Raw genomic sequence first — 25209 nt, 5'->3', positions numbered from 1 at the left:
ACCATGAGCAAGCAGGCGAGTGCCACGCGCGGTGTGGGCACGAAGGGGATGCCGCGCAAGGACCGGGAGCGGTTGATCCTGGATGCGGCGGCGGAGGAGTTCGGCAAGAAGGGCTACGCGCTCGGCTCGACCGCCGACGTCGCGGCACGGGCAGGCATCACCAAGCCGATGATCTACGAGTACTTCGGGTCCAAGGACGGTCTCTACCTGACCTGCCTGGAACGCGCCGGCTCCCGCCTCGTCGCCGCCGTGAAGTCCGCGCAGGACGGTCCGTCCGACTTCACGCGTGCCGCGCGCACACTGGACGCCATCTTCCGGGCCCTTGAGTCGCGCATGCACGACTGGGGACTCGTCTACGATCCGACACTTCCGTCCGACGGCTCCCTCCATGAGGCGGCGGCGGCGCACCGGCGAGAACTCAACCGTCTGGGAGCGGTCGGCGTGGGCGAATTCCTCGAACGCACTCAGGCCGACGAACCGCTCGACGCCGATCTCGCCACGCACCTTTGGTACGGAACCGTCAGTGCGGCGGTCGCCTGGTGGCGGCACCATCCCGAGCAGAGCGCCCACGAGATGACCTCGCGCTTCGAGCGGATCTTCGCGGCGTTGTACTCGCCGAGATCGAAAACGCCGGTCCCAGCCGGAGAATCGTGAGGCAGGCGCAGGGCTCAACCGCCGGAGAGTGGGTACGACATCTCGGCGGGCCAGTTCGACCCCCGTGATGTCACTCCTCACGGTGTTTCGCGGGGAGCGGGATCTCGGCCCAGATGATCTTTCCGTCGTGTCGCTGCCGTGTGCCCCAGCGCTCGGCCAACTGCGCGACGATGAACAGTCCGCGGCCGCCCTCGTCGAAGGTCCGGGCCCGGCGAAGATGCGGTTCGGTGCTGCTGCCGTCGGACACCTCGCAGATCAGGGTGTCGTTCCGGATCAGGCGCAGCTGCACCGGGCCGCCGCCGTAGCGGATGGCGTTGGTGACCAGTTCACTGACGATGACCTCGGTGGTGAAGGCCAGTTCCTCCAGGTCCCAGTCGGTGAGCCGGGAGGCGGCGAGGTCGCGGGCGTGGGAGACGCCGGCGAGATCGCCCGGCAGATCCCAGGTGGCCGCGTTCGAGACATCGAGTTCCTTCGTGCGGGCGACGAGGAGCGCGATGTCGTCACGGGGGTGCTCGTCGACCAGGGTGTCCAGGACGTAGTCGCACCTGTCCTCCAGGGATGCGACCGGTTCGGAGAGCACCTTCTTCAGCCGCGTGAGTCCGTCGTCCAGACTCACGCCGGGATGTTCGATGAGGCCGTCGGTGTACATGACGAGCACACTGCCCGCGGGCAGGTCCAGTTCCGTCGCCTCGAAGGGGAGGCCGCCCACGCCCAGCGGGGGGCCCACCGGAATGTCGAGGTACTCGGCCTCGGATCCCGGACTGATCACCGCGGGGGGCGGGTGTCCGGCGCGGGCGGCTGTGCAAGTGCGAGTGAGGGGGTCGTAGATCATGTACAGGCAGCTCGCGGCGACCACGTTGATCCCCACCGCGCCTTCGTGGTGGGCGTCCTGCGCATCGCGGGTCTCCGCCTGGAGCCGGAGGACGACGTCGTCGAGGCGGGTGAGGAGTTCGCCGGGTGGCAGGTCGATGTCGGCGAGCGTGCGGACCGCGGCGCGCAGGCGCCCCATCGTCGCCGATGCGTGGATCCCGTGGCCCACCACGTCACCCACGACCAAGGCGACGCGGGCGCCGGAGAGCGGGATCACGTCGAACCAGTCGCCGCCCACGCCCGCCCGGGTGTCCGCGGGCAGGTAGCGGGTGGCCGCTTCGACCGCGGGCTGCTTCGGGACGGCCGATGGCAGGAGGCTCCGCTGCAGTGCCAGCGACGTCTGGCGTTCACGGGTGTAGCGGCGGGCGTTGTCCATGCACACCGCGGCCCTGGCGCCGATCTCTTCGGCCAGGAGCACGTCGGCGGCGTCGAAAGGAGCACGCTCCCGCGAGCGGGTGAGGAGTGCGATCCCGAGAGTGACTCCGCGTGCCCGGAGGGGGATCGCCAGCGCGGAGTACGGTGCTTCGGCGTCGGCTCCGGCGATGTCCATGGGCCAGTCGGTACTGCCGGCACTGCCGGTGGACTGCACGCATGTGGGTGTGCCGGTCGTCAGGCTGAGGGCTTGTGCCGAACCGGCGCGGTAGGTGACGTCCACGCCCGGTCCGACCGCTTCCGAAGGCAGCGCCGGGCCCGGCAGCAGCGCGGTGCGTCGCAGGGTGACGGGACCCGCGTGCGCGTCCGCATCGGGTTCCTCACCTCGGAGAACGGTCTCGAAGAGGTCGACGGCGGCGTGGTCGGCGAAGCGGTGCACCGCCACCTCGGCCAGTTCCTCGGCGGTACGGGCCACGTCGAGGGTGGTGCCGACGCGGCTGCCGGCCTCTCTGATCACGGCGAGCCGTTCCCGGGCGATCATCAGCCGGCCGAAGCGCCGTTGCCCCGAGATCCGGAGGTGACAGACGACGACGCCGATGCCCAGCGCTGCCGCCATCGCGGTGATGACGGTGATCTGGCTGGCGTGGCCGATGTCCTGCATGAGGATCCCGTAGACGCCGACGGCCGCGGCCAGATTGACGGCGCCCACGATCACGGTCTGCGGCAGCGTCAGCAATGCGCTGGCCGCGACAGTGATCAGCATCGCGTACTCGGCCAGGCCCATGACCTCCAGGTGAGCGGCGGTCAGGACCAGCCGAACGCCCCAGACCAGCACCACGCTCAGCAGCAGTACCGCGAAAGTTCTGCTCGGTCGCAGGGCCGCCGTGCTCTTGAGCGAGGCCGCCGCGGGCATCCCGTGAGCCGTGTGAGGGGGTGACACGGTCGGTCGCCGAGTCCCGTCGGTGACGGGTTTCCGGGACCGTCCCTCGGCGCGTGATGGTCTCTCCCCGGCGGCCGGCGACGACATGATCACAGCTTCCCGGCACGGACTGTCATCGTCCATCGCCGCCTCCTTGCAGATCCCCCACTCATAAACACTTACAAACAGGTACTTTCCGGACAACAGGTGACCTGCGTCACCGATTCCCTCGGCGAGCAGGGATGTTTTCCAGCAGGCGGGACAACGGCAACGGGATCTGCCCGAAGGACACGCGCTCGGACGGCCGTCGCGGGAGCGTGGCACCCCCGGCCCCCGGAGGACGCACGGCCGCTCTCGGCTTGGGTCCGGGCGGTCGACGAGCGGCAGTCGATCACTGCCGCCCTCCGCGCGCATGATCTGCCGGCCGGACAGAACACCACCGAAGGCGCTACCTCTTCGGGAAAAGCAAACACCGTCGCGCGTGAACCCCGGCCGCCGGTCCGGCCCGCACCCGCACCCCTTCGTCACACAGGGTGACCAACGGTAGCCTCCTCGCCCGGCCGGTGTCCTCATGCGTGAGCCAGGCCGGACCGCGCGTCGGAACGGGGCCCCCGTCCGCCGGCCGTCCGGCCGGGAGCGCGCGGGCGGTAGGCGTGCGGGTTCGGCGCGGACAGGGAGCACCGATGAACAGCCGTCCTGGCCGGTGCCGGACGCCGGACGCAGCGCGCTGCCGCGGGCGCCCCCGCCGGCCTCCGTGCGCCGCCGCCGGCCTCCGTGCGCCGCCGCTCCGTGCTCCGCCACCGCCGCACCCCGCCCCTCCGCGCCCGTATCGGCGCTCCGGTCGCGAGGGGGCGGAGCGCGGCACCGTCACGGAAAAGCACTGGACCTTTCCCGGGTAAAGTGTTCGCCTCACCCTTCACTCACGCGACAGCGTGAAGGCCGGATCCGTCCCGGGGCTTCGCCGGAAAAGCCCTCCCGTGCGTTTCCCCGGTCGTGACGGGGACCGATTTTTCGGTCGGGCGTCGTGACTGTGGGGCGTCCGCGGCGGATACTCGCGGACACTGTCCGGCCGTTCACCGGCGAGCCGGTTTGACGGATGGCATCCCCCATCGATTGGTGATTCTAAATCGGGACTCGCCGTGCCGGCCGCGGCGGTTGGCGCACGGAAGGCCGACTCTCCCTCTTTCGAACGGTCGGCGGCCTGGAATCACTACGCTTCCGGGTGCCCGATTTCACCTCGTAGTTCAGTACATGCACCGCCCAGGAGGCCTCGGCTGCGACAGGTTCCGGCAACAATGGCCAGTTCACGACGGGTCTTCGAGTGGCTGTCGAGAAAGGTTCCAGCCAAATGGGGCGCCCCGTAAAATAAGCTTGACGCGCCCCGGAAGCGATGTTAGAAAAAGCGACGGAAAATCTGCCGCCTCTGGTAGCGGCGGAAGAGAAGTGGGGGGGCACTTCCTGGGGGGACGTGTACGGGGGCTTCCGGTATTCACTGCCGGATCACGCATGAATGTGCAGCTCAATCATTTTGGCGCCGGTTTCTCTGTTGTTTCTCGGTGCGGTCGTCGAACCCGACGACGGGCCTGAGAAAGGGCGCTTTTCCTTCGCACACCCGAAGCGGTTCTCGGCGTGCTCCGCACGCCCGCCCGCTTCCTTCGCCTGCCATTTTCGGCCTACTGAACGGTGTGGAACGTGAAAGCATATCTGGCCATCCTGCGCATCGGTGACTACCGACTGCTCTGGTCGGCCCTCGTCCTGAATCTTCTCGGGGACGGCGCCACCTATGCCGCCCTCGCGTGGATCACGCTGGAGAAAGCGGGGGCTGCCGGGCTCGGCGTCCTCGGTGTGTGCCTCACCCTCCCGGTGATCCTGGGCGGGGCCTTCGTCGGACCGCTGCTCGACCGGTTCTCCCGGCGCAAGCTCTTCATCTACGACTCGGTGTTCCGCGGTTTCGTCGTCGCCTCCATCCCCCTGCTCGCGGCGATGGACTCGCTCCACACCTGGAACCTCTACGCAGTGGCGCTGGTCTACGGGCTACTCAAGATCATCCCGCTGGCGGGTACCCCCGCCGTGCTGCCCGAGCTGGTCCCCGAGGACAAGCTCCAGGCAGCCTCGGGCCTGGAGTCCACGGCGATGGGCGCCGCCAACGTCGTCGGCCCGGCCATCGGCGCGGCCCTGATCGCCGCCTTCGGCGCTCCCTACGTGCTGGTCCTGGACGCCGTGACGTACCTGGTCTTCGCCTTCCTGATCAGCCGCATCAAGGCCCCCATGGACCGGCCCGAACCGGTGGCGACGTCCGACGCCGCGGAAGCCAGGCCCGGTTGGGCCCCGGTGTTCCGGCTGATCGTGCGCGACCGCTTCCTCCTCGTGCTCACGCTGTCCTTCGGCGCCTTCAACGTCTCGGCGGGCGCACTGATCGTGGCCCTCCCCTGGCTCGCGAAGTTCCAGTTCGACAGCGGCCCGGGCATCCTCGGTCTGATGCTGGCCGTCATGGCCGCCGGCGAGCTCATCGGCTCCCTCGTCTCGGGCGCGGCGCAGACCTCCGAGCGGCAGATGCTCCGCATCGGCGTCCTCCAGCTCCTCTCCGGAGCCGTACTGTTCCTGCTCCTGCCGAGCGCGCTGCCGTGGATCCTGCTCGGTCTCGCGCTGAACGGCATCCTCTCCGCGCCGATGACGGTGCTCGGCGGCGTGGTCCGCATGACCCGGGTGCCCAACGCGATGCGCGGCCGGGCCATGACGCTGATGCGTACGGTGATGGCCGGCGCCCTGCCCGCGGGTTCCGCGCTCGGCGGCGTGCTCCTGAGCGGCAGCCACTACAACGCCCTCATCCTGGTGGTCGCCGCGCTCGCCGCGGCTCCCGGCGTGCTCACCGTCCTGCTCTTCCGCCGCACCCCGTTCCGGCTGGGGGTGACAGCAGCCGATGACCAGCGCGCCCAGCGGGGCCCCGACCTCGACTCCGATGCCGTCCACGCCACTTCCTGAACCTCCGGCCGGCGCGGACGGTGACGCCGTACTCCTGGTCACCGACCGTCCCCGCACCCGGGATTCGGCGTCCGGCGCCTTTCGTACCCTGCGCGTTCCGGGCGCGGGCGGACCGGCGGCCCTCGCGGCCCTCGCCGTCCTGCTCCACCGGCACACCGGGCAGCTCCGCCTGCTGCTCGACGTCGGCACCGCCCGGGACGGCGCGGGTTCGCTGACCCTGACCGTGGACCCGGACGAGCCCGTCGCCGCGCTGCTCGCCAGGACGGAACGGGCGCGTCCGCAAGGACCGCCCACCGGCACGGCCGTGCGGTACGCGGACACCTCGGGCCCCGTGCCCGACGGGTTACCCGAGCTGGTCCTGACGCGTGACGGCGAGGACCTGCTCCTCGGGTACCGCGCCTCGCTCTTCGAGGACGCCACGGCGGTCCGACTGGCAGGACAACTGCGCTTGATCCAGCAGCTCCTGACGGATCATCCGACGGCTCGCACCGGGGACGTGGAGCTGCTCGCCGAGGGCGAGCGGGACCAGGTCGTCGGCTCCTTCAACGACACCGCGCGCCCCTATCCCGACACGGCCACGATCCACGGCCTGTTCGCCGAGCAGGTCCGGCTGACCCCGGGGGCCGTCGCCATCAGCTGGCGCACCGAGCAGTTGACGTACCGTCAGTTGGACTTGCTCTCGGACGAACTGGCCCGGCGCGTCGTGGCCGCCGGGGCGGCCCCCGGCGACCGGGTGGCGCTGCGCACCGCACGCACCCCCGACTTCGTGGTCGGCGCCCTGGCCGTCCTCAAGGCGGGCTGCGCGTACCTGCCGCTGGAGCCCGGCCATCCGGCCGAACGCACCGCCTGGCTGCTCGCGGACTCCTCCGTACGCGTCCTGGTCGCGACCGGTGACCTGACGGCGGACCTGGCCTTCGAGGGGACGGTCCTCTCCCCCGGGCCGGAGCCGGCGGACGAGAGCGCCGCCGTCGGTCCGGTCGCCGTCACGGCGGCCGCTCACGACCTCGCCTACGTGTGCTACACCTCGGGCACCACCGGGAAACCCAAGGGCGTCGAGGTCGTCCACCGCAACGTGGTGCGGCTGGTGAAGGGCGCGGACTACGTGCGCCTCGGACCGGACGTCAGGATCCTGCCCACGGGTTCGATCGCCTTCGACGCGAACACCTTCGAGATGTGGGGAGCCCTGCTCAACGGCGGTTCCCTGCGCCTCGTGGACACGGACACCGTGCTCGAGGCGGCCTCCCTCGGAAGGGAGTTGGCCGAGCACCGCATCACCACGATGTGGCTCACCTCGCCCCTGTTCAACCAGCTGGTGGAGCAGGACGCGAGCATCTTCGGCCCGCTGCGCGAACTGGTGGTGGGCGGCGACGCCCTGTCGTCCGCGCACATCGGGAAGGTGATGGACGCCTGCCCCGGGGTGACCCTGGTCAACGGCTACGGTCCGACGGAGAACACCACGTTCTCCGTGACGCACCGGCTGGACCGGTCCGACCTCGGACGCATCCCGATCGGACGCCCGATCGCCAACTCCACGGCGTACGTCCTGGACGAGCGGGGCCGCCCGTGCCCCGTCGGGGTGCCCGGCGAGCTCTGCCTCGGCGGAGCCGGGGTCGCCCGGGGCTACCTGGGGCGTCCGGAGCTGACGGCCGAACGCTTCGTGCCCGATCCCTTCGGCCCCGAGGGGTCCCGGCTCTACCGCAGTGGCGACCTGGCGCGCTGGCGGCCCGACGGCGTGATCGAGTTCCTGGGCCGGCGCGACCACCAGGTCAAGGTGCGCGGCTTCCGGGTCGAACCCGCCGAGGTGGAGGCCGCCCTGCTCGCCCACCCCGACGTGGCCGAGGCCGTCGTCGTGGCGCGGTCCAGGCCGGGCCGGGGCGACAAGTACCTGTGCGGCTACTACACCGGTCCGCGCGCGCCGGAGCCCGGTGTTCTGCGGGACCTGCTCGCGGCGGAGCTGCCGGAGCACATGGTCCCGTCGTACCTGGTGCCGCTGACCGTGCTGCCGCTCAACCACACCGGCAAGGTGGACAGGTCCAGGCTGCCCGACCCCGACGGCGCGCACCTGCTGGCACGCTCGGCCTACGTCGCCCCCTCGACCGAGGACGAGCGGACGGTGGTCGAGGTCGCCGAACGGGCCCTCGGGATCAGCGGCATCGGCGTCCACCACGACCTGCGGGACCTCGGCGCGGACTCGCTCACGGCGACCCTGATAGCGGTGGGCGTGCGGGAACGACTCGGCCGGCACTTGCCGGCCGGCGCGGTCCTGCGCGCCGGTACGGCCGCCCGGCTCGCCGAACTGCTGCGGGAGGCCGGGCCCGGCCCCGGCCACCTCGTCCCCGTCGCGCCCGAGCGGGAGACCTACCCGCTGACCCCGCAACAGCGCCAGGTCTACTTCGAGCAGGCCAAGGACCCCGGCGCGGTGCACTACAACGTGCCGCTCAGTCTCGACCTGCCCGCCGGCACGGATCCCGAGCGGCTCGCCCGGGCCCTGTCCGGGCTGGCCGAGTGCCAGGAGGCGCTGCGCACGCGCTTCGTCGTCGAGGGCCGTGAGGTACGCCAGCGCGTGGAGCCGGGCGTCGACGCCGAGGTACGGGTGCTGGACGAACCCCCCGGCCCCGTCGAGGAGTTCGTGCGCCCCTTCGACCTGGAGCGCGGCCCGCTGTGGCGGGCGGACGTGCACCGCACCCCGTCCGGGGTGACCCTGCGCATGGACCTGCACCACATCGTGGTGGACGGGTTCTCGCTCGCACCGCTCCTGGAGGATCTGGCCGCACTCTACGCGGGTGGATCCCCCCGGCCGCCGACACCCCGCTACCGGGACTACGCGGTGTGGCTGACCGGTCCGGCCGGGACCGCCCTGCGGGAGGCCCAGCAGCCCCACTGGCAGAAGGTCTTCGGGGCGCCCCTGGACCGGACGGACCTGCCCACGGACACCGCCCGGCCTGCCCTGCGCGAACTCGTCGGCGATGTCCTCGAGTTCGAGATCGGCACCGAACTCACCGCGGGACTGCGCCGGCTGGGCCGGGAGCACGAGGTCACGCTCTTCGCCGTCCTCGCCTCCGCCTACGGCGCGCTGCTCGCCGCGCTCAAGGGGACCAGGGACGTCACCCTCGGCACACCCGTGTCGGGCCGCACGGCCCCCGGACTCCACCGCACGGTGGGCATGTTCGCCAACACGGTGGTCCTGCGCGGCACCGCCGAGCCGGACCTGCCCTTCGGCACCTTCCTGCGCCGCCTCGCCGATGCCGCCGAGGACGCCTTCGCCCACCAGGACTTCCCCTTCGAGGACCTGGTCGCCCAAACGGCGCCGGAGCGCGACTACAGCCGCACCCCGCTCTTCGACGCGCTCGTCGCGCTGCACAGCGGGCGTTATCTCACGGCCGACTTCCAGGGCGCCAGGGTCCCCCTGCGCCTGGAACACACCGGACAGGCCGTGTTCGACCTCGACCTGCAGATCCACGAGGCAGCCGGCTCACTGCGCGTGGCCTGGCGGTACGCCTCCGGGCTGCTGCGCCGGGACACCGTGGGCGCCTGGCGGGACGACTTCGTCCGCCTGCTGCACGCGGTCGTCGCCGACCCCACCACCACGCTCGGCACCCTCTTGCCCGCACTCGTCCGCGCGCCGGCGACCCCGGCGCCGGCGCCCGGCCCCGTTCTCGACCTCGATCACGACCTCGACTTCGACTTCGACTTCTGACGGTTCACGGACACGATCACCGACGGTTCACAGCTCAGTGCAGGAGAAACCCCATGCCACTGCTCGACCCCGAGGTAAACCACTCCGACGCGTCCCCGCAGGCCGCCCACTGGCGATCCCGGTTGGCCTCGCTCACCCAGGTGCCCGGCTTCCCGGCCGACCTCCGTCCCCGCCCGGCCGAGGACGGGCAGGGACGCCCGGCGCACGGCACCCACAGCGTGCGCCTCGGTACGACGCTCACCGAGCGGCTCGACCGGATCAGCCGCGGCCGGCCGGAGCAGCTCTCCCTCGTCCTCGTCTCCGCCCTGGCGGCCCTGGTCGGCCGGTACACCGGCGAGGAGGAGGCGACGATCGCACAGCCGACGCGCGGTGCCGCGCCCGGGTTCGCGGGCGGCCCGCTGCCGCTGCGCGTCGCCACCGGCGGATCCCTGCGGGAACTGCTCGGCCGGGTGGCCGCCTCCGTCCGCGAGGCCGAGGAGCACCAGGACTGCGCGGTGGCCGCCCTGGCCGCCGAGCTGGGCCACACCGACGCCTTCGCCACCGCGGTGACGCTCGACGGGTTCCACGACGCTCCCGACACCTCCGGCGACGGCGTCCGCCTCACCGTCTCCCGTGACGCCACGGAACTGGTCGTGACGCTCTCCTACGACACCGCCCGCTACGCCGGGGCCTCGATCGAGCGCATCGGAGCGCACTACGCCCTGCTCCTGGAGCGGGCCGCAACCTCGCCCGACACGGCCGTGGGCGAGCTCGACCTGCGGACCGCCGAGGACGAGGCCGTCGTCGCGGCGGCCAACGCGACCGAGCACCTCTTCGACACGGAGGCCACCCTGCACGGCCTGTTCGCCGCGCAGGCCGCCCGGACCCCGGACGCACCCGCCCTGCTGAGCGACGACCGGACGGTGACGTACGCCGAACTGGACGCGCTCTCCAACCGGTTGGCCCGCACCCTGCGGGAACGCGGGGTCGGCCGGGACTCGATCGTCGCGCTGGTCGCCGAGCGGTCGCCCGAGATGATCACGGCGATCCTGGCCGTGCTCAAGGCCGGCGGCGCCTACCTGCCGGTCGACCCGTCGTACCCGCAGGCCCGCATCGACTACCTGCTCTCCGACAGCGCCGCCCGGCTCGTGCTCCACCAGGCCCGGTTCGCCTCGCTCCTCGGTGCCACGCCCGGCCTCGACCTGGACGACGAGGCGTCGTACGCGGCGGACGGTTCGGCCCCGGAGGCGGTGTCCGGCGCGGGTGACGTGGCCTACGTCATCTACACCTCGGGCTCGACCGGGCGTCCCAAGGGCGTCCTGGTGGAGCACCGCGGCGCGGTCAACCGGCTCGACTGGATGCAGCGCGCGTACCCCATCGGCCCCGACGACGTGGTGCTCCAGAAGACGTCGATCTCCTTCGACGTGTCGGTGTGGGAGCTGTTCTGGTGGTCGTTCACCGGAGCGGCGCTCGCCCTGCCCGCGCCCGGCGTGGAGAAGGACCCGGCCGCGCTCGTCGCCGCCCTGGAACGGCACCGGGTCACCACCACGCACTTCGTCCCCTCGATGCTGACGATGTTCCTCGGGTACCTGGCCCGGTTCGGTGACGGCGCGGACCTGGGTGTCCTGCGCCAGGTCTTCGCGAGCGGCGAGGCCCTCGGCACCCAGCAGGCCGTCAGATTCGGTGAACTCCTGCCCGGCGCACGGCTGGTCAACCTGTACGGACCGACCGAGGCGACCGTCGACGTCACGCACCAGCCCGTCGAGGGGCTCGGCGACCGGGCACGGCTGCCCATCGGCCGCCCGATCGACAACATCAGGCTGTACGTGCTCGACGCGGACGGACGCCAGACACCGGTCGGCGTCCCTGGCGAACTCCACGTCGCGGGCGTGGGTCTGGCGCGCGGCTACCTGGGCCGCCCCGAGCTGACCGCCGAGAAGTTCGTCTCCGGCGAGGCGGTGCGCGCGGCGACGGGCGAGGACCGGCTGTACCGCACGGGCGACCGGGCGCGGTGGCTGCCCGACGGCACCGTCGACTACCTGGGCCGGGTCGACCTCCAGGTGAAGGTGCGCGGGTTCCGCGTGGAGCCGGGCGAGATCGAGGAGCGGCTGCGCACCCACGACGCGGTGCGGGACGCGGCGGTCGTGGCCGTCGACGACGGATGGCAGACGTCGCTGCGCGGATTCGCCGTCCTGGACGGTGAGGTGTCCGAGGCGCGGCTCAAGGAGCACGTGCGCGCCGCGCTGCCCGAGTACATGGTGCCGGGCCGGATCGTGTCCGTGGCCGAGCTGCCGCTGACCCCGAATGGCAAGCTGGACCGGGCCGCGCTGCGCCGTCCCGAGGCGCTGCGCAAACAGGCCCCGGCGCACGTCGCCCCGCGCAACGAGCGGGAGCGGACCCTCGCGGAGATCTGGAAGGAGGTGCTGGGCCGGGAGAAGGTCGGCGTGCACGACAACTTCTTCTCCCTGGGCGGCAATTCGATCCACTTCGTGTCGGTGCTCGCCAAGTCCCGTGCGGCGGGGCTCGACTTCACCTTCCAGCAGTTGTTCAGGCACCAGACGATCGCGCTGCTCGCCGAGTCGATCGCGGCGGAGGAGGAGTCTGCGACGGTCGCCGAGGACGTCGCCGCGCGGGGCGCGTTCCGGCCGTTCGAACTGGTCTCCGAGGCGGACCGGGCGTTGCTGCCCGACGACGCGGAGGACGCGTACCCGCTGTCGATGCTCCAGGCGGGCCTGATCTTCCAGACGGAGATCACGGGCGGTCTCGGCCAGTACCACGACGTGCTGAGCTACTCGATCACGGGTGCCTTCGACGCGGAGGCGTTCACGGAGGCCGTGCGGCTGCTGACGCTGCGCCACCCGATCCTGCGGACGACGTACCACCTGAGGGGATTCGGGGAGTTCCTGCAGATCGTGCACCGGGACGTCCCGTCGCCACTGACCGTCGCCGACCTGCGTCACCTCGACGGCGCCGGACAGGAGGCCTGGCACGAGGACTGGCTGGCGCGCGAGAAGGCCCGCCGGTTCGTGTGGGAGGAGGGCGGCCTGGTCACCCTGCACGTCCAGGTGCTCGGCGACGAGCTGTACCGGTACACCGTCAGCCAGCACAACTCGGCCCTGGACGGCTGGTCGATCTCGCTGCTGCACACGCAGCTCTTCGAGCTGTACCACCAGGTGCGCGAGGGCCGGGAAACGGCGCGGCCGGCGGTCGACAACCACCTGCGCAACTTCGTCGGCCTGGAGACGGAGGCGCTGCGGTCGCCGGCGTCACGGGACTTCTGGCTGGGGGTGATGGAGGACGCGACGCCCGCCGACGTCCCGCCGAAGGCGGACGCGGTCGCGACCGACGACTTCCAGGTCGTGCTGCGGGACGTACCGCTGCCCGCGGGGCTCACCGAGCGCGTGGAGGCGACGGCCGACGCCCTGTCGGTGCCGTTCAAGGACGTGCTGCTGGCCGCGCACATGAAGGTGCTGAGCCTCGTGTCGGGCCAGGACAAGGTGATGACCGGTTACGAGCACAGCGGCCGGCCGGAACTGCCGGGCGCGGAGACGACGCTCGGCCTGCACCTCAACACCGTCCCGTTCCAGGTCGATCTGAGCGGGGGCAGCTGGGCGGACCTGATCCGCAGGGTCTACCGCGCGGAGCTGGACCTCCTGCCGCACCGCCGTTACCCGATGGCGAAGATGAAGCAGGACCTCTCCACCCAGCGCACGCTGTTCGAGACGACGTTCAACTTCACGCACTTCTACCTGCTGAAGAACCTCCAGCAGCTGCCCGAGTTCTCGCTGCTGGGCATGCGGGTCGACTCGGAGACGGAGTTCCCCTTCCGTACGGAGTTCTCGCGGCACTTCTTCGACGACGAGATGCAGCTCTGCCTGCACTACCACACGCATCTGTACGACGAGGAGCAGATCGACCGCATCGGCGGCTACTTCGTCCGCGTCCTCGAACTGATGGCGAGCGAGCCCGACGCGCCGCACGCCGCCAGGCGGCTGCTGGCCGACGAGGACCTGGCGCTGCTCGGCCGTGACCGGGTCGACGGGGCGGACGTCGTCGCGCGGGTGCCCGGCGGCACGGCCACCGAGGCCACCGTCGCCCGGATCCGGGAGGCCTGGCAGGGCGTCCTCGGGCTCACGGCCGAGGACATCGGCACGGACGGCGACTTCTTCGCGCTCGGCGGCAACTCCCTGTCGGCACTGCGGGTCGTCCTCGAACTCGACGGCCTTGTCACGCTGTCCGACCTGACCCGGGTCCCCCGGCTCGCCGAACTCGCCGCCCTCGTCGAGGGACGGGACCGCGAGGAGGCCGAGGAGGAGCTGCTGCACCTGCTCACCTCGAAGGCCGAGGGCGCCAGGGCGGCCGTGGTGTGCGTGCCGTACCCCTGCGGGCACCCGGTGAACTTCAAGCCGCTCGCCGAGCAGATCGAGAAGCTCGACCCGTCGCTGGTGGTGTACGGCCTGGAGCCGCCGGGTCACGACCCGAGCCGGCCGGGCGAGTTCACCGACGTCCTGGAAACGGTGACGCGGACGGTGGACGAGATCGAGCGGAAGGCCGACCTGCCGCTGATCCTGTGGGGGCACTGCGGTGGCGCCGCCGTCACGGTGGAGCTGGCCCGTGTCCTGGAGGAGCGGGGCTTCGACCTGCGGCACGTGTTCATCGGGTCCAAGTTGCTGCCGCCCGCCAAGGACATGCAGGAGTCGATCGACATGATCGAGACCTGGACGGACGAGGAGATCATCTCGTACATGGTCGAGGAGACCGGCTACTCCGAGCTGGACGGCCTCGACCGGCGCTACACGTCCTTCATGGGCGACCTGTTCCGGCACGACGTGTGCGGGGGCTACCGCTACTTCATCGGCGTGACCGAGGAGGAGCCGGACTGGCGCATCGAGGCGCCCTTCACGGTCGTCGTCGCCGACGACGACAAGGGCCTCGCGCACGCCGCCGGGGAGTACCGCTGCTGGGAGCGCGTCGCGCAGGACGTGAGCTTCCGGGAACTGGCGGGCGGCGCGCACTACTTCGTGCGCGGGAACCCCGCCGGCACCGGCGAACTGATCGCGCGGGCGTGGGCGTCCGCCGCCGAGTTGGAGGACTGACATGCAGATCCCCGTCCTGTGCTTCCCGTTCGCGGGCGCCGGAGCCTCCGCGTTCCGCCGCTGCCAGGAGTACGGCAGCGACACCGTCCTGATCACCCCTGTCCAACTCCCGGGCCGTGAGGAGCGGTTCGGAGAGCCGCTGTACACGGACGTGGTGTCCGCCGTCGACGACCTGCTGCCCACCGTCCTGGACCAGGTGGCGGGCAGCCCGGCCGTCGCCCTGTTCGGGCACAGCCTCGGCGCGGTCATGGCCTACGAGATGACCCACCGCATCAGCGCGCTCGGCGGTCCCGAGGTCGTCAAGCTCTTCGTCAGCGGCTCGCCCGGACCGTGGACGCGGCGCGAGACCCGTGCCACCGGCCTGACCGACGAGGCGTTCCTCCAGCAGGTCAGGGAGTTCGCCGGGTACACGCACCCGGCCCTGGAACACCCCGACCTGCGGGAGATGCTGCTGCCTCCGCTGCGCGCCGACGTGGAGATGCACGAGAACTACCTCGCCCCGTCCGAGGTTCCGCTGGACATACCGATCGTCTCCATCCGGGGCGAGGTGGACGAACTGGTGGACCGGGCCCAGGCCGCGGAGTGGGACGCGGCGACCACGGCCGGCTGCCGCCAGGTCGAACTCCCGGGCGGCCACATGTACCTGGTCGACTCCCCCGCCGGCCTGGTCCGCCTCCTCGACGAGGAACTGGCCGCCCAGGGGGTGGGCCGGTGAACGCCGTGCGCACCGGGCCGGTGAACTCCGTGCGCACGGCCGCCCCGCTCACGGGCAAGGTGGCACTGGTCACGGGCGCGGCCCGTGGCATCGGCCGGGCGTGCGCGCTGGCGTACGCCCGGGCCGGGGCGGACCTGCTGCTGACCGACATAGGTGACGACCTCGACGGCGTCCCCTACCCGCTCGGTACGCGGAGCCAGTTGGCGTACACCGCCCGGATGTGCCGGGAGGAGGGCGGCACGGTGTCGACCGCCACGGCGGACGTGCGCGATCTGGAGGCCGTGCGCGCCGTGGTGGAGGGCGCCCTCGACCGGTTCGGCCGCATCGACGTCCTGCTCAACAACGCCGGGATAGCGGCTCCTTCGGGCAAGACGGTCCACGACATCACGCCCGACGAGTGGGACCTGATGCTCGACGTCGACGTCTCGGGCGCCTGGCGGATGATCCGGGCCGTGGGTGCTGCGATGACGGTCCAGCGCGCGGGCAGTGTCATCAACGTGGCGTCCACGGCGGGCCTGGTCGGCTACCGGCACTTCGCCGGGTACGTCACCGCGAAGCACGCCCTGGTGGGCCTGACCAAGGCGGCGGCCCTGGACCTCGCGCCGTTCGGGGTACGGGTGAACGCGTTGTGTCCCGGCTCGGTGCGCGACGACGACGCGGCCGAGGGCCGGATGCTCACGGAGATAGCCCGGTCCCTGGAGGTACCGGTCCACGAGCACGAGGAGACCTTCGTGGCGGCGCAGCCCATGAACCGGCTGATCGAGCCGGAGGACGTGGCCGGTGCCGCGGTGTGGCTCGGCTCGGACGGCTCGCGCCAGGTGACCGGTTCCACGGTCACCGTCGACGGAGGGTTCACGAGCCGGTGAGCGCCCGTGAGGAGTACCCGGAGGGGAAGACGATGAACGACACGGGACGACTGTGCCAGGCGGTCGCGCTGCGGGTGCACACGGGTGCCGACCCCGAGCGGCTGCGCCGGAACCTGGCGCTCGCCGCCGAGGGCGCGCGCCTGTGGGTCGAGGACGTGCCCTCGGGAGCGGACTCCGGGACCGCCGCGCACCACCGCGAGCGGGAACTGTCGCGGCCGGCCGATCCGCGCACCGGACCCGGGCTGCGCACGGTCCTGCTGCGGTACGAGGACGGGGCGGCGGACCTGGTCGTGGTGGCGCACCGGGCCGCGCTCGCCGATCCGTACGACCTGGTGCGGGCGCTGCTCATGGAGCCGGTGCGGCCGGACGCCGTACCGCGGGAGCACGGCGAGCGGCTGCGCACCGCGCTCACCGGGCTCGACCGCGCCGAGGCACCGGAGTGGGGGCTCGGCACCCGGGGCGCCACCACGACGGGGCTGCACCGCTTCTCGGTCCCGGGCGACGGCGGCGCACCCGCGTCTGTCACGCTCAGGGCCGCACTGGGCCTGGTCCTCGCGCGCTGCACGGCCGACGCCGAGGTCACGCTCGGAGTGGACGCCGAGCGGGCGCTGACCTTCACGGTCGACGGGTCCGCGACGGTGGCCCGGTACCTGGAGCAGGTGGACCGGGCGGTGCCCGCGACCGGCCGGACGCCGCTGGCCGGCCTGACCGTCACCGAGGCGCCCGAGGCGCTGACCGGCGAGGGCGTCAAGGCCGAGCCGCTGACCCACCTGCCGTTCCTGGACCCGGTGCACCCGTTGTCGGTGCACGTGTCCGACGACGGGTCCACGGTCCTGGGCGGAGTGGTCCGCTACCGTCACTCCGCGTTCGCGGACGCCTCGGTCGCGTGGCTGACCGGCATGCTGGTCACGGCGTACCGGGCACTGACCGGCGCGGCCCCCGGGACCCGGGTCGGCGACATACCCCTCTTCGACGAGGAGCGGCTGCGCGACCTGGCCGTGCTCGGCGGCCTGGGCCGCGCGCCCGAGGCCCCGGACGAGCGCATCGAGCAGGTCGTACGCGCCCGGTCCCGGAGTACACCGGACGCGCCCGCCGTGACCTTCGGACGAAAGGAGTTGACATACCGTCAACTCATTGAACGGGGCGACGAGTACGCCGCCGCACTGCGTGACCTCGGGGTAGTACCGGGCGCCCGGGTCGGCGTCTGTCTGGAGCGGTCGCTCGACCTGGTCGTGGTGTTGCTCGCGGTGCTCACCTGCGGCGCCACGTACGTGCCGATGGACCCGGCCTATCCGGCGGACCGTCTCGCCTACACCTGCGAGGACGCCGAACTCGCGCTGGTCGTCACGGAGTCGGGGACCTTCCCGCGGCGGGACGGCGTACGGACGGTTCGGCCCGACGAACTCGCGGGGAACGGCCGGGGGCCGTTCGAGCCGGCCGACCTCCCGGCCGACGCGGCCGCCTACGTCATCTACACCTCCGGCTCCACCGGCCGCCCCAAAGGCGTCGTGGTCCCGCACCGCAACGTCGGCGCGCTGATGCACGCCACGCGGGACGACTTCGGGTTCGGCGGCGGCGACACCTGGACGCTCTTCCACTCCAGCGCCTTCGACTTCTCGGTGTGGGAGATCTGGGGCTGCCTGATGACGGGCGGGCGGCTGGTCGTCGTGCCCTACTGGGCCTCGCGCGACCCGGCCGAGTTCGCGGCGCTGCTCGCCGCCGAGCAGGTGACGGTGCTCAGCCAGACACCGAGCGCCTTCGCCCAGCTCATGACCGTCGACCGGGAGACGCGGGTCTCCGACTCGGTGCGCCTGGTCGTCTTCGGCGGAGAGCCGCTCGACACGCGGCCGTTGCGCTTCTGGTTCGACCGGCACCCCGAGTGGGCGTGCCGCCTGGTCAACATGTTCGGGATCACCGAGACGACCGTGCACGTCACCGCGCAGACCGTCACCCGCCGCGAGGCGCTGACGGGTTCGCGCTCGGTCGGCCCCGCCCTGCCCGGCTGGCACCTGTACGTCCTCGACCCCGAAGGCCGCGAAGTACCGCCCGGAGTCGCCGGCGAGATCTACGTGGGCGGTCTGGGGGTGGCCGGGAAGTACCTCAACCGCCCGGAGCTGACCTCCCGGCGCTTCCTGCCCGACCCGCACGCGTCCGGCCCGATGTACCGCAGCGGCGACCGCGGGCGGCTGCTGCCCGACGGACGTCTGGAGCACCTCGGACGCCTCGACAGCCAGGTGAAGCTGCGCGGCTTCCGCATCGAGCTGGACGAGATCAGGGCGCGCCTGCTGGACGCGCCGGACGTGGGGGCCGCCGCGGTGGTCCTGAGGCAGGCGGCCGACACTGCGGACACGGCGGCCGCCCGTCTCGACGGGTACGTCGTCTTCCGCGACGGGGTCGAGGGCGACACCGCGGAGGTGCGGCAGCACGCGGCGCGCTTCCTGCCCGAGCACATGGTGCCGTCCACGCTCACCGCGCTGCCCGCGCTCCCCCTCACGCCCAACGGCAAGGTGGACACGGCACGTCTGCCCGAACCGCTGACCCACGGACCGGACGAGGAACCGCCGCCCGAGGGCGACGACACCGAGTCCCGGCTGCGTTCGGTGTGGGAGAGGGTCTTCGGCTTCCGGGTCGGCGCGGACGACGACTTCTTCGCGCTCGGCGGCAACTCCCTCCTGGGCGTACGGCTGTTGGTGGCGCTGCGGTCGGCAGGGCTGCCCTCGTTCCCGCTGCCGCAGCTGTACCTCCACCGGACCGTGCGCACGCTCGCCGCGCACCTCGACGGAGCGGCGGCCCGGCCATGACGCTGCTGCTGGTCGGCGCGGGCTCGCAGGCCTACCGCGAGTACCTGCTGCGTTCCGTCGCGAAGGAGTACGAGGTCCATCTCCTTGCGGAGCGCGCTCCGTTGTGGGAGGAGCCCTACCTGAGCGGGCACACGGTCGTGGACACCACGGATGTCACGGCCATGGCCGAGGCGGTGCGCGGGCTCCCGTACGAGGGAGTGATGACCTGGGACGACACCCGGGTCGTCCACACCGCCGAACTGGCGCGACTGCTCGGACTGCCGGGCAGCCCGCCCGAGGCGACGCTGCGCTGCCGCGACAAGTGGGCCACCCGCGAGGCACTGCGCGGGGCCGGGGTGCCGCAGGCCCGGTCCGAGCTGGTCAGGTCGCTGCCCCAGGCGCGGGCCGCGGCCGCCCTCGTCGGCTACCCGCTCGTCCTCAAACCCCGTGCGCTGAACGCGAGCACGGGCGTGGTGAAGGTCGACGAACCCGCCCTGCTCTCCGCTCGGTTCCGCCTGGCGCGCGGGGCGACCGCTTCGGGCGCGGTGGAGGTGGCACCGGGGGACGTCCTGGTCGAGCAGTACCTGGACGGCCCCGAGATCAGCGTCGACGCCGCCTGGTACGAGGGACGGATGCACCCCGCCTTCGTGGCGCGCAAGGAGTGCGGGTTCCCGCCGTACTTCGAGGAGACGGGACACCTGGTAGACGCCGGGGACCCGCTGCTCACCGATCCGGCCGTGCTCGACGTGGTGGCCGCCGCGCACGCGGCGGTCGGCTTCACCACCGGCTGGACGCACACGGAGCTGCGGCTCACGGCGGAGGGCCCGAAGGTCGTCGAGATCAACGCGCGGATCGGCGGGGACCGCATCCCCGACATCGGTCGCCTCGCGCTCGGCGTCGACGCGGCGCTCGTCGCGGCACGGGTGGCCTGCGGGACGCCGCCGGACGTACGGCCGGACCGGCACGGCGTCGCGGCCGTGCGTTTCCACTATCCGCGGGCGGACTGCATCGCGCGCGAGGTCGTCATCGACACGCCCGCCCTGCCCGCCCCGGTGGACACGGCCCTGGCCATCGCGTTGCCCGGCCAGGAACTGCGCCTGCCGCCGAACGGCCACGTGTCCAGCCGCTACGCGCTGGTCACCGCGGTCGGCACGACGGACGAGGAGTGCCGCTCCGCCCTGGACAAGGCGTCGACGGCCGTACGCCTGGAGGTGCTGCGCACCCTGTGATCCGGGGTCCGGCCGGGAAGGATCCCCCTCCCCGGCCGGGCCCCCACACCGCCCCTCGCCTCCCACGACGCCGGCTCGGAGCCGGTCCTCGCGCTTCCGCCGGAGAGGCGGTTGACCGCCCGGTCCCAGTGGCGACGACTGGTGCTGAAGGACAGGCGGCGCTGCTGGGCGATGGGCGCGCTGCCCGACACGGGTGGACCCCGAACCGGGCGCCGCACGGCGTCTGCGTGTCACGGTCCCGGCCGACCTCGCCTCCTTCACGGGACGCGACGGGCGACGGATCGTCGAACCGGGCGAGCTGGAAATGCGGTTGGCCGCTTCCAGCGCCGCCGGGCCCGCGTCGCCGGACGGGAATCCGACGTTCCGTCACAGCACTCCGCGCCGGGCGAGGTTGCGCATCAGGGCTCCGACGCCGTATGTCCACGGCGCGGCCCGCTCGCTGGCGGTGACGGTGTTGACCAGGGCGCCGAGTCTCGGGCTGGAGATCCGTACCAGGTCGCCGTACTCGTGGGTGAAGCCCGCGCCCGGCGCCTGCCGGTCCTCGGTGGGAGCGAACAGCGTTCCGGTGAAGAGCGCGAAGCCGTCCGGATACTGGTGGTGCGGACCATGTGTCGCGGCCACCAGGTCCAGCACGTCGCGGCTGATCTCCCGCATGGAGCTCCTGCCGTGCAACACGTATCCGTCCGTCCCCTCGACCCGCAGGTCGACGTCGAGACCGCGTACGGCTTCGAGGTCGAAGCCGTCGTCGAGCAGACGGACGAAGGGGCCGATCGCGCACGAGGCGTTGTTGTCCTTGGCACGGGACAGCAGCAGGGCACTGCGTCCCTCCACGTCGCGAAGATTGACGTCGTTGCCGAGTGCGGCTCCGCGGATCCGGCCGCGTGAGTCCGCGACCAGGACGACCTCGGGCTCGGGGTTGTTCCACACCGAGGTGCCGAGCACCCCGATGTACGCCCCGGTACCGACCGCGGACAGTACAGGGGCCTTGGTGAACACTTCCGGGTCCGGTCCGATCCCGACCTCCAGGTACTGCGACCACAGTCCCTCGGAGACCAGCACCTCCTTGGCCTTGTCCGCTTCCGGAGACCCGGGACGGACGCCTTCGAGCGTGCCGCCCACCACCTCGCCGACGCGAGCCCGGATCTCGGCGGCCTGAGCCGGATCGCCGCCCGCGCGTTCCTCGATGACGCGTTCCAGCAGGCTCCGGGCGAAGGTGACGCCGGCCGCTTTGATCACCTGCAGATCGACCGGCGCGAGCAGATGCGGAACGTCACGGCGGCCGACCGGTGCCCCGAGCAGGTCGTCCAGGCGCCAGACGTGTCGGCCCTCGGCATCGCGGACGACCGCCGCCGCGTCGTCGCGTTCCATGAGGTCCGAGACGGTGGGTACAACGGCCGTCAGGTCGACCACCCGCTCGCCCCGGACCGCGGCCACGCACGGTCCGTCCCACTCGGGGTGATGGACGCGCGCGACGAGCGCGGCTCGGTCGGCGTCCTCCGGCAGTACGGAGCGGGCGGTCAGGACCGGCCGCGGATGCGCTGTTTCCGATTCCACGATGAACGCTCCCCTGGATTCGAGGTGTGAGGCGACCGGACCGGTGCTCAGTGGGAGTCGCGGGGGACCTCGTATCCGCGGTTGCCCCGCAGGAACCCCAAGTCCGCGCCCTCGTGGGCCTGTTCCACGTTCTGGGTGTAGAGCCAGGTGTAGCCGCCGGTGTACCGCTCGGCCGGCGCGCGCCACGCCAGCCGGCGGCGCGTGAGCTCGGCGTCGTCCACGTCCAGGTGCAGGGTGCGGCTCGGGACGTCGAGAACGACGAAGTCCCCGTCGTGCACCAGGGCGAGCGGCCCGCCGACGGCGGCCTCGGGCGACACGTGCAGTACCACCGTCCCGTACCCGGTGCCGCTCATCCGTCCGTCGCAGACGCGCACCATGTCCGTGACGCCGGCCTTCAGGAGCTTCGCTGGGAGCGGGACGTTGGAGACCTCGGGCATGCCGGGGTAACCCTTGGGGCCCGCGTAGCGGATGACGATCACGGTGTTCTCGTCGATGTCGAGTTCGGGATCGTCGACCACCTCGTGGTATGCCTCCGGGGTGTCGAAGACGCGTGCGGGTCCCCGATGGATGAGCAGGTGCGGGGACGCGGCGGACTGCTTGATCACGGCACCGTCCGGGCACAGGTTGCCCCTGAGGACGGCGATACCGGTGCCGGGCGGCTGGAAAGGGGCGTCGAGGCCGGTGATGACGTCGGAGTCCGTGCGTTCGGCGTTCTCCGTGTTCTCGGCGACGGTGCGGCCGGTGACCGTGATCGGTTCGCCGTGCAGCAGTCCGCCGCGCAGCAGCTCGGCCATGACCACGGGCAGTCCGCCCGCGTAGCAGAAGTCCTCCATGAGGTACTTGCCACTGGGCATCAGGTTGACCAGGGTCGGCACCTCCCGGACGAGTTCGTCGAAGTCCCGCAGGCCCAGTCCGACACCGACACGCCCAGCGATGGCCGTGAGATGGATGACGGCGTTCGTGGAGCCGCCGATGGCCGCGTTGACCCGGACGGCGTTCTCGAACGCCTCCCGGGTCAGAATCCGCGAGGGGCGCAGGCCCTCCTCCACCATGCGGACGATGCGCTGCCCGGCTGCCTGCGCGGTCTCCATCCGACGTGCGTCGACCGCCGGCCAGGCCGCGGACCCCGGCAGTTGCATGCCGAGCGCCTCGGCCAGACAGGCCATCGTCGACGCGGTCCCCATCGTCATGCAGTGCCCGTGGGAACGCGCCATGCACCCTTCCGCGAAGAAGCACTCCTCCGCGGTCATCCGGCCGGCTTTGAACTCCTCCTCGAACTTCCACACGTGCGTGCCGGATCCCACGTCCTGCCCACGGAACTTCCCGTTGAGCATCGGTCCGCCGGTGACCATGACGGCGGGCAGGTCGACGCTCGCGGCGCCCATGAGCATGGCGGGTGTCGTCTTGTCACAGCCTGACAGCAGCACCACACCGTCCAGGGGGTTGGCCCGGATCAGTTCCTCGACCTCCATCGCCATGAGGTTGCGATAGAGCATGGCGGTGGGCCGCATGAGAGTCTCGCCCGTGGCCATGGTCGGGAACTGGAGAGGCAGCCCACCCGCTTGCCACACTCCCCTCTTGACCGCTTCCGCGACCTGGGTCAGATGGGTGTTGCACGGTGCGAGCTCGGAGGCGCTCGTCGCGATACCGATGACGGGACGCCCGTCGAGCACCTCGTGACCGAGTCCTTGGTTGCGCATCCAGGAGCGGTACACCATGCCGCTGCGACCCTGTGCGCCGAACCATGCCTGGCTCCGGCTGCCGGCTCCTCGACCGTCGGTCATGCACACACTCCCGTGGCTGTGACGTGGTCCTCTTCAGGTCGGGCCATGGGGGTGGGGACCCGCAGGCCCTACCCTGTCAGGCAATCATTGAATGATTCGATGAATGGCGTCCAGGGGGTCGGCGGACATCGTGGTGGAGTTCCCGACGACGCACCAGCGTGTGGTCGACCAACTCGGGCGACGGATCGTGGGCGGCGGATGGAAGCCCGGCGACACACTGCCGGTCGAGGACGCGCTGGCCGCCGAGGCCGGCGTCAGCCGAGGGGTCCTGCGCGAGGCGGTCAAGGCACTGGTGGCGAAGGGGATACTGCACGTGCGCCCGCGTACGGGTACACGCGTGCTGCCCCCGAGGCAGTGGAACCACCTGGACCGGGACGTGCTGCGCTGGAAACAGGCCGAGAACGCCACGGCTCTGCTGCGTGACACGGGCGAGCTTCGCCGGGTCGTCGAACCGGAAGCGGCCCGGCTCGCCGCCGGCCGGGCCACGCCCGACGATGTCCGAGCCCTGTACGACCATGTGGCGGCCATGGAGGCCGCGGCGGCGGAGCCCGGCGGCAGGGGGTACATCGAGGCCGATATCGCCTTTCACCAAGCCCTGCTCGACGCCAGCGGCAACCCTCTCCTCGGCTCACTGGGCCGGGCTGTCGACGTCGCGCTGGAACACAGCTTCCTCGTCAGCACCCGGACCCCCGGAGCGGTGGAAGCATCGTTGCCAGGCCACCGGGCCATCGTTCAAGCCGTCGAGGCCCGGGACGGCGCGGCCGCGGCGGCCGCCGTACTGGCTCTCATCGAGGCAGCGGACAGGGACATCGCGCAGAGCCCGGCCAAGGGATCCGCCGCCAGCCGGCACGACACCTGATCGGCGTGCGGGCCGCGACGCGTGGAACGCGGGTCCCGGGTCCTGGCTCCTGGCTCGGCGGGGTGAACCGGCACCGTTGTCCAGATCTCGCCGTAGGGGCGGTGGGGTGGACCGGCCGTGGGGCTTGCGGTCGGTTCACCGTCGCGGCCAGGATCGGCGGCATGATCAAGGGTGTGATGTTCGACTTCTCCGGGACCCTCTTCCGGATCGAATCGGCCGCGCAGTGGCTGCGCGCGGTGGCGACGAAGGGCGGTTCAGACGTGCCCGAGGGCCAACTCGCCGCTTGTGTCAGCCGGCTGGAAGAGTTCGGAGCTCAGCCCGGAGGGGTCCCTCCGCGCACAGTGCCACCCCATCTGGAGGCACTGTGGCGGGAGCGCGACCTGACCGCCGAACAACACCGCGCCGCCTTCACAGCCCTTACCCGGGAAGCGGGACTGCCCGCGGCTGACCTGGCCGAGGCCCTGTACGAACGTTCCCAGACGCCGGGTGCATGGCTGCCTTATCCCGACACCGAGGAAACCCTCCGCGCCCTGCGCGCGCGAGGCATCCCGGTCGCCGTCGTCAGCAACATCGGCTGGGACATGCGCCCTGTGTTCCGCGCCCACGGCGTCGATGCCCTCGTGGACGCCTACTTCCTCTCCTTCGAGCGCGGGGTGAAGAAGCCCGATCCCCGGATCTTCCAGATGGCGTGCGACGAGCTCGCAGTGGCGCCCGGCGATGCCCTCATGGTGGGAGACGAGCCTTTCGCGGATGTCGGCGCTGCCACGCTGGGCTGCCGGGTCCACCTGGTCGACCCCCTGCCCGTGGACCGGCGTCCCAGCGCACTGACCGAGGTGCTCCAACTCCTCTGACC

General features: G+C 71.7%; 13 protein-coding genes and 1 pseudogene. 11 read left to right on the top strand and 3 right to left on the bottom strand.

What is annotated here, in order from left to right; genetic code table 11:
- Positions 1–3: 3 nt before the first annotated feature.
- Positions 4–654 carry a TetR/AcrR family transcriptional regulator gene (locus ACFY3I_RS36590; protein ID WP_390865301.1) on the top strand — a complete coding sequence of 217 codons (651 nt, stop codon included), beginning with the start codon at positions 4–6 and terminating at the stop codon, positions 652–654.
- 70 nt (positions 655–724) lie between these two features.
- Here ACFY3I_RS36590 and ACFY3I_RS36585 read toward each other — a convergent pair whose 3' ends face one another.
- On the bottom strand, positions 725–2809 hold the full coding sequence (locus tag ACFY3I_RS36585; protein WP_390865300.1) for a SpoIIE family protein phosphatase: 2085 nt from the start codon (positions 2807–2809) through the stop codon (positions 725–727).
- A 1698-nt stretch (positions 2810–4507) separates the two neighbouring features.
- On the opposite strand from ACFY3I_RS36585, the gene ACFY3I_RS36580 reads away from it, so the two are divergent.
- The 8 genes and pseudogenes from ACFY3I_RS36580 to ACFY3I_RS36545 all read left to right on the top strand — a co-directional run.
- Complete coding sequence (locus ACFY3I_RS36580; RefSeq protein ID WP_390865299.1) at positions 4508–5797, top strand: MFS transporter; 1290 nt, start codon at positions 4508–4510, stop codon at positions 5795–5797.
- Positions 5736–9494 carry an amino acid adenylation domain-containing protein gene (locus ACFY3I_RS36575; RefSeq protein WP_390865298.1) on the top strand — a complete coding sequence of 1253 codons (3759 nt, stop codon included), beginning with the start codon at positions 5736–5738 and terminating at the stop codon, positions 9492–9494. The genes ACFY3I_RS36580 and ACFY3I_RS36575 overlap by 62 nt, the downstream gene beginning before the upstream one ends.
- 53 nt (positions 9495–9547) lie before the next feature.
- A complete protein-coding gene (locus tag ACFY3I_RS36570; protein ID WP_390865297.1) occupies positions 9548–14569 on the top strand; it encodes an amino acid adenylation domain-containing protein in 5022 nt (1673 codons plus the stop codon).
- 1 nt (position 14570) lies between these two features.
- On the top strand, positions 14571–15284 hold the full coding sequence (locus tag ACFY3I_RS36565; protein WP_390865296.1) for a thioesterase II family protein: 714 nt from the start codon (positions 14571–14573) through the stop codon (positions 15282–15284).
- Positions 15281–16150 carry an SDR family oxidoreductase gene (locus ACFY3I_RS36560; RefSeq protein ID WP_390865295.1) on the top strand — a complete coding sequence of 290 codons (870 nt, stop codon included), beginning with the start codon at positions 15281–15283 and terminating at the stop codon, positions 16148–16150. The genes ACFY3I_RS36565 and ACFY3I_RS36560 overlap by 4 nt, the downstream gene beginning before the upstream one ends.
- Positions 16151–16182: 32 nt before the next feature.
- On the top strand, positions 16183–18951 hold the full coding sequence (locus tag ACFY3I_RS36555; RefSeq protein WP_390865294.1) for an amino acid adenylation domain-containing protein: 2769 nt from the start codon (positions 16183–16185) through the stop codon (positions 18949–18951).
- Positions 18948–20159, top strand: coding sequence for an acetyl-CoA carboxylase biotin carboxylase subunit family protein (locus tag ACFY3I_RS36550; RefSeq protein ID WP_390865293.1), 1212 nt, complete (start codon positions 18948–18950; stop codon positions 20157–20159). The genes ACFY3I_RS36555 and ACFY3I_RS36550 overlap by 4 nt, the downstream gene beginning before the upstream one ends.
- A 190-nt stretch (positions 20160–20349) precedes the next feature.
- Positions 20350–20487: pseudogene (locus tag ACFY3I_RS36545) on the top strand (fibronectin type III-like domain-contianing protein); the annotation flags it as partial.
- Between the two features lie 38 nt (positions 20488–20525).
- On the opposite strand, the gene ACFY3I_RS36540 reads toward ACFY3I_RS36545, so the two are convergent.
- Together ACFY3I_RS36540 and ACFY3I_RS36535 are read right to left on the bottom strand one after the other, a co-directional pair.
- Positions 20526–21713, bottom strand: coding sequence for a fumarylacetoacetate hydrolase family protein (locus ACFY3I_RS36540; protein WP_390865292.1), 1188 nt, complete (start codon positions 21711–21713; stop codon positions 20526–20528).
- A 47-nt stretch (positions 21714–21760) separates the two neighbouring features.
- Positions 21761–23497, bottom strand: a complete 1737-nt coding sequence (locus ACFY3I_RS36535) for an IlvD/Edd family dehydratase (protein WP_390865291.1) — start codon at positions 23495–23497, stop codon at positions 21761–21763.
- Between the two features lie 103 nt (positions 23498–23600).
- Here ACFY3I_RS36535 and ACFY3I_RS36530 point away from each other — a divergent pair, with 103 nt between their 5' ends.
- Positions 23601–24356: a FadR/GntR family transcriptional regulator gene (locus ACFY3I_RS36530; RefSeq protein ID WP_390865290.1), complete on the top strand. Its 756-nt coding sequence runs from the start codon at positions 23601–23603 to the stop codon at positions 24354–24356.
- Between the two features lie 161 nt (positions 24357–24517).
- Entirely contained in the window at positions 24518–25207 is a 690-nt protein-coding gene (locus ACFY3I_RS36525) for an HAD family hydrolase (protein WP_390865289.1), read from the top strand.
- Positions 25208–25209: the final 2 nt, after the last annotated feature.

The sequence above is a fragment of the Streptomyces sp. NPDC001068 genome, assembly GCF_042897315.1.
Taxonomy (GTDB): Bacteria; Actinomycetota; Actinomycetes; order Streptomycetales; family Streptomycetaceae; genus Streptomyces.
The sequence above is the reverse complement of the archived record's forward strand: the minus strand, read 5'-3'. Positions and strand labels throughout refer to the sequence as shown.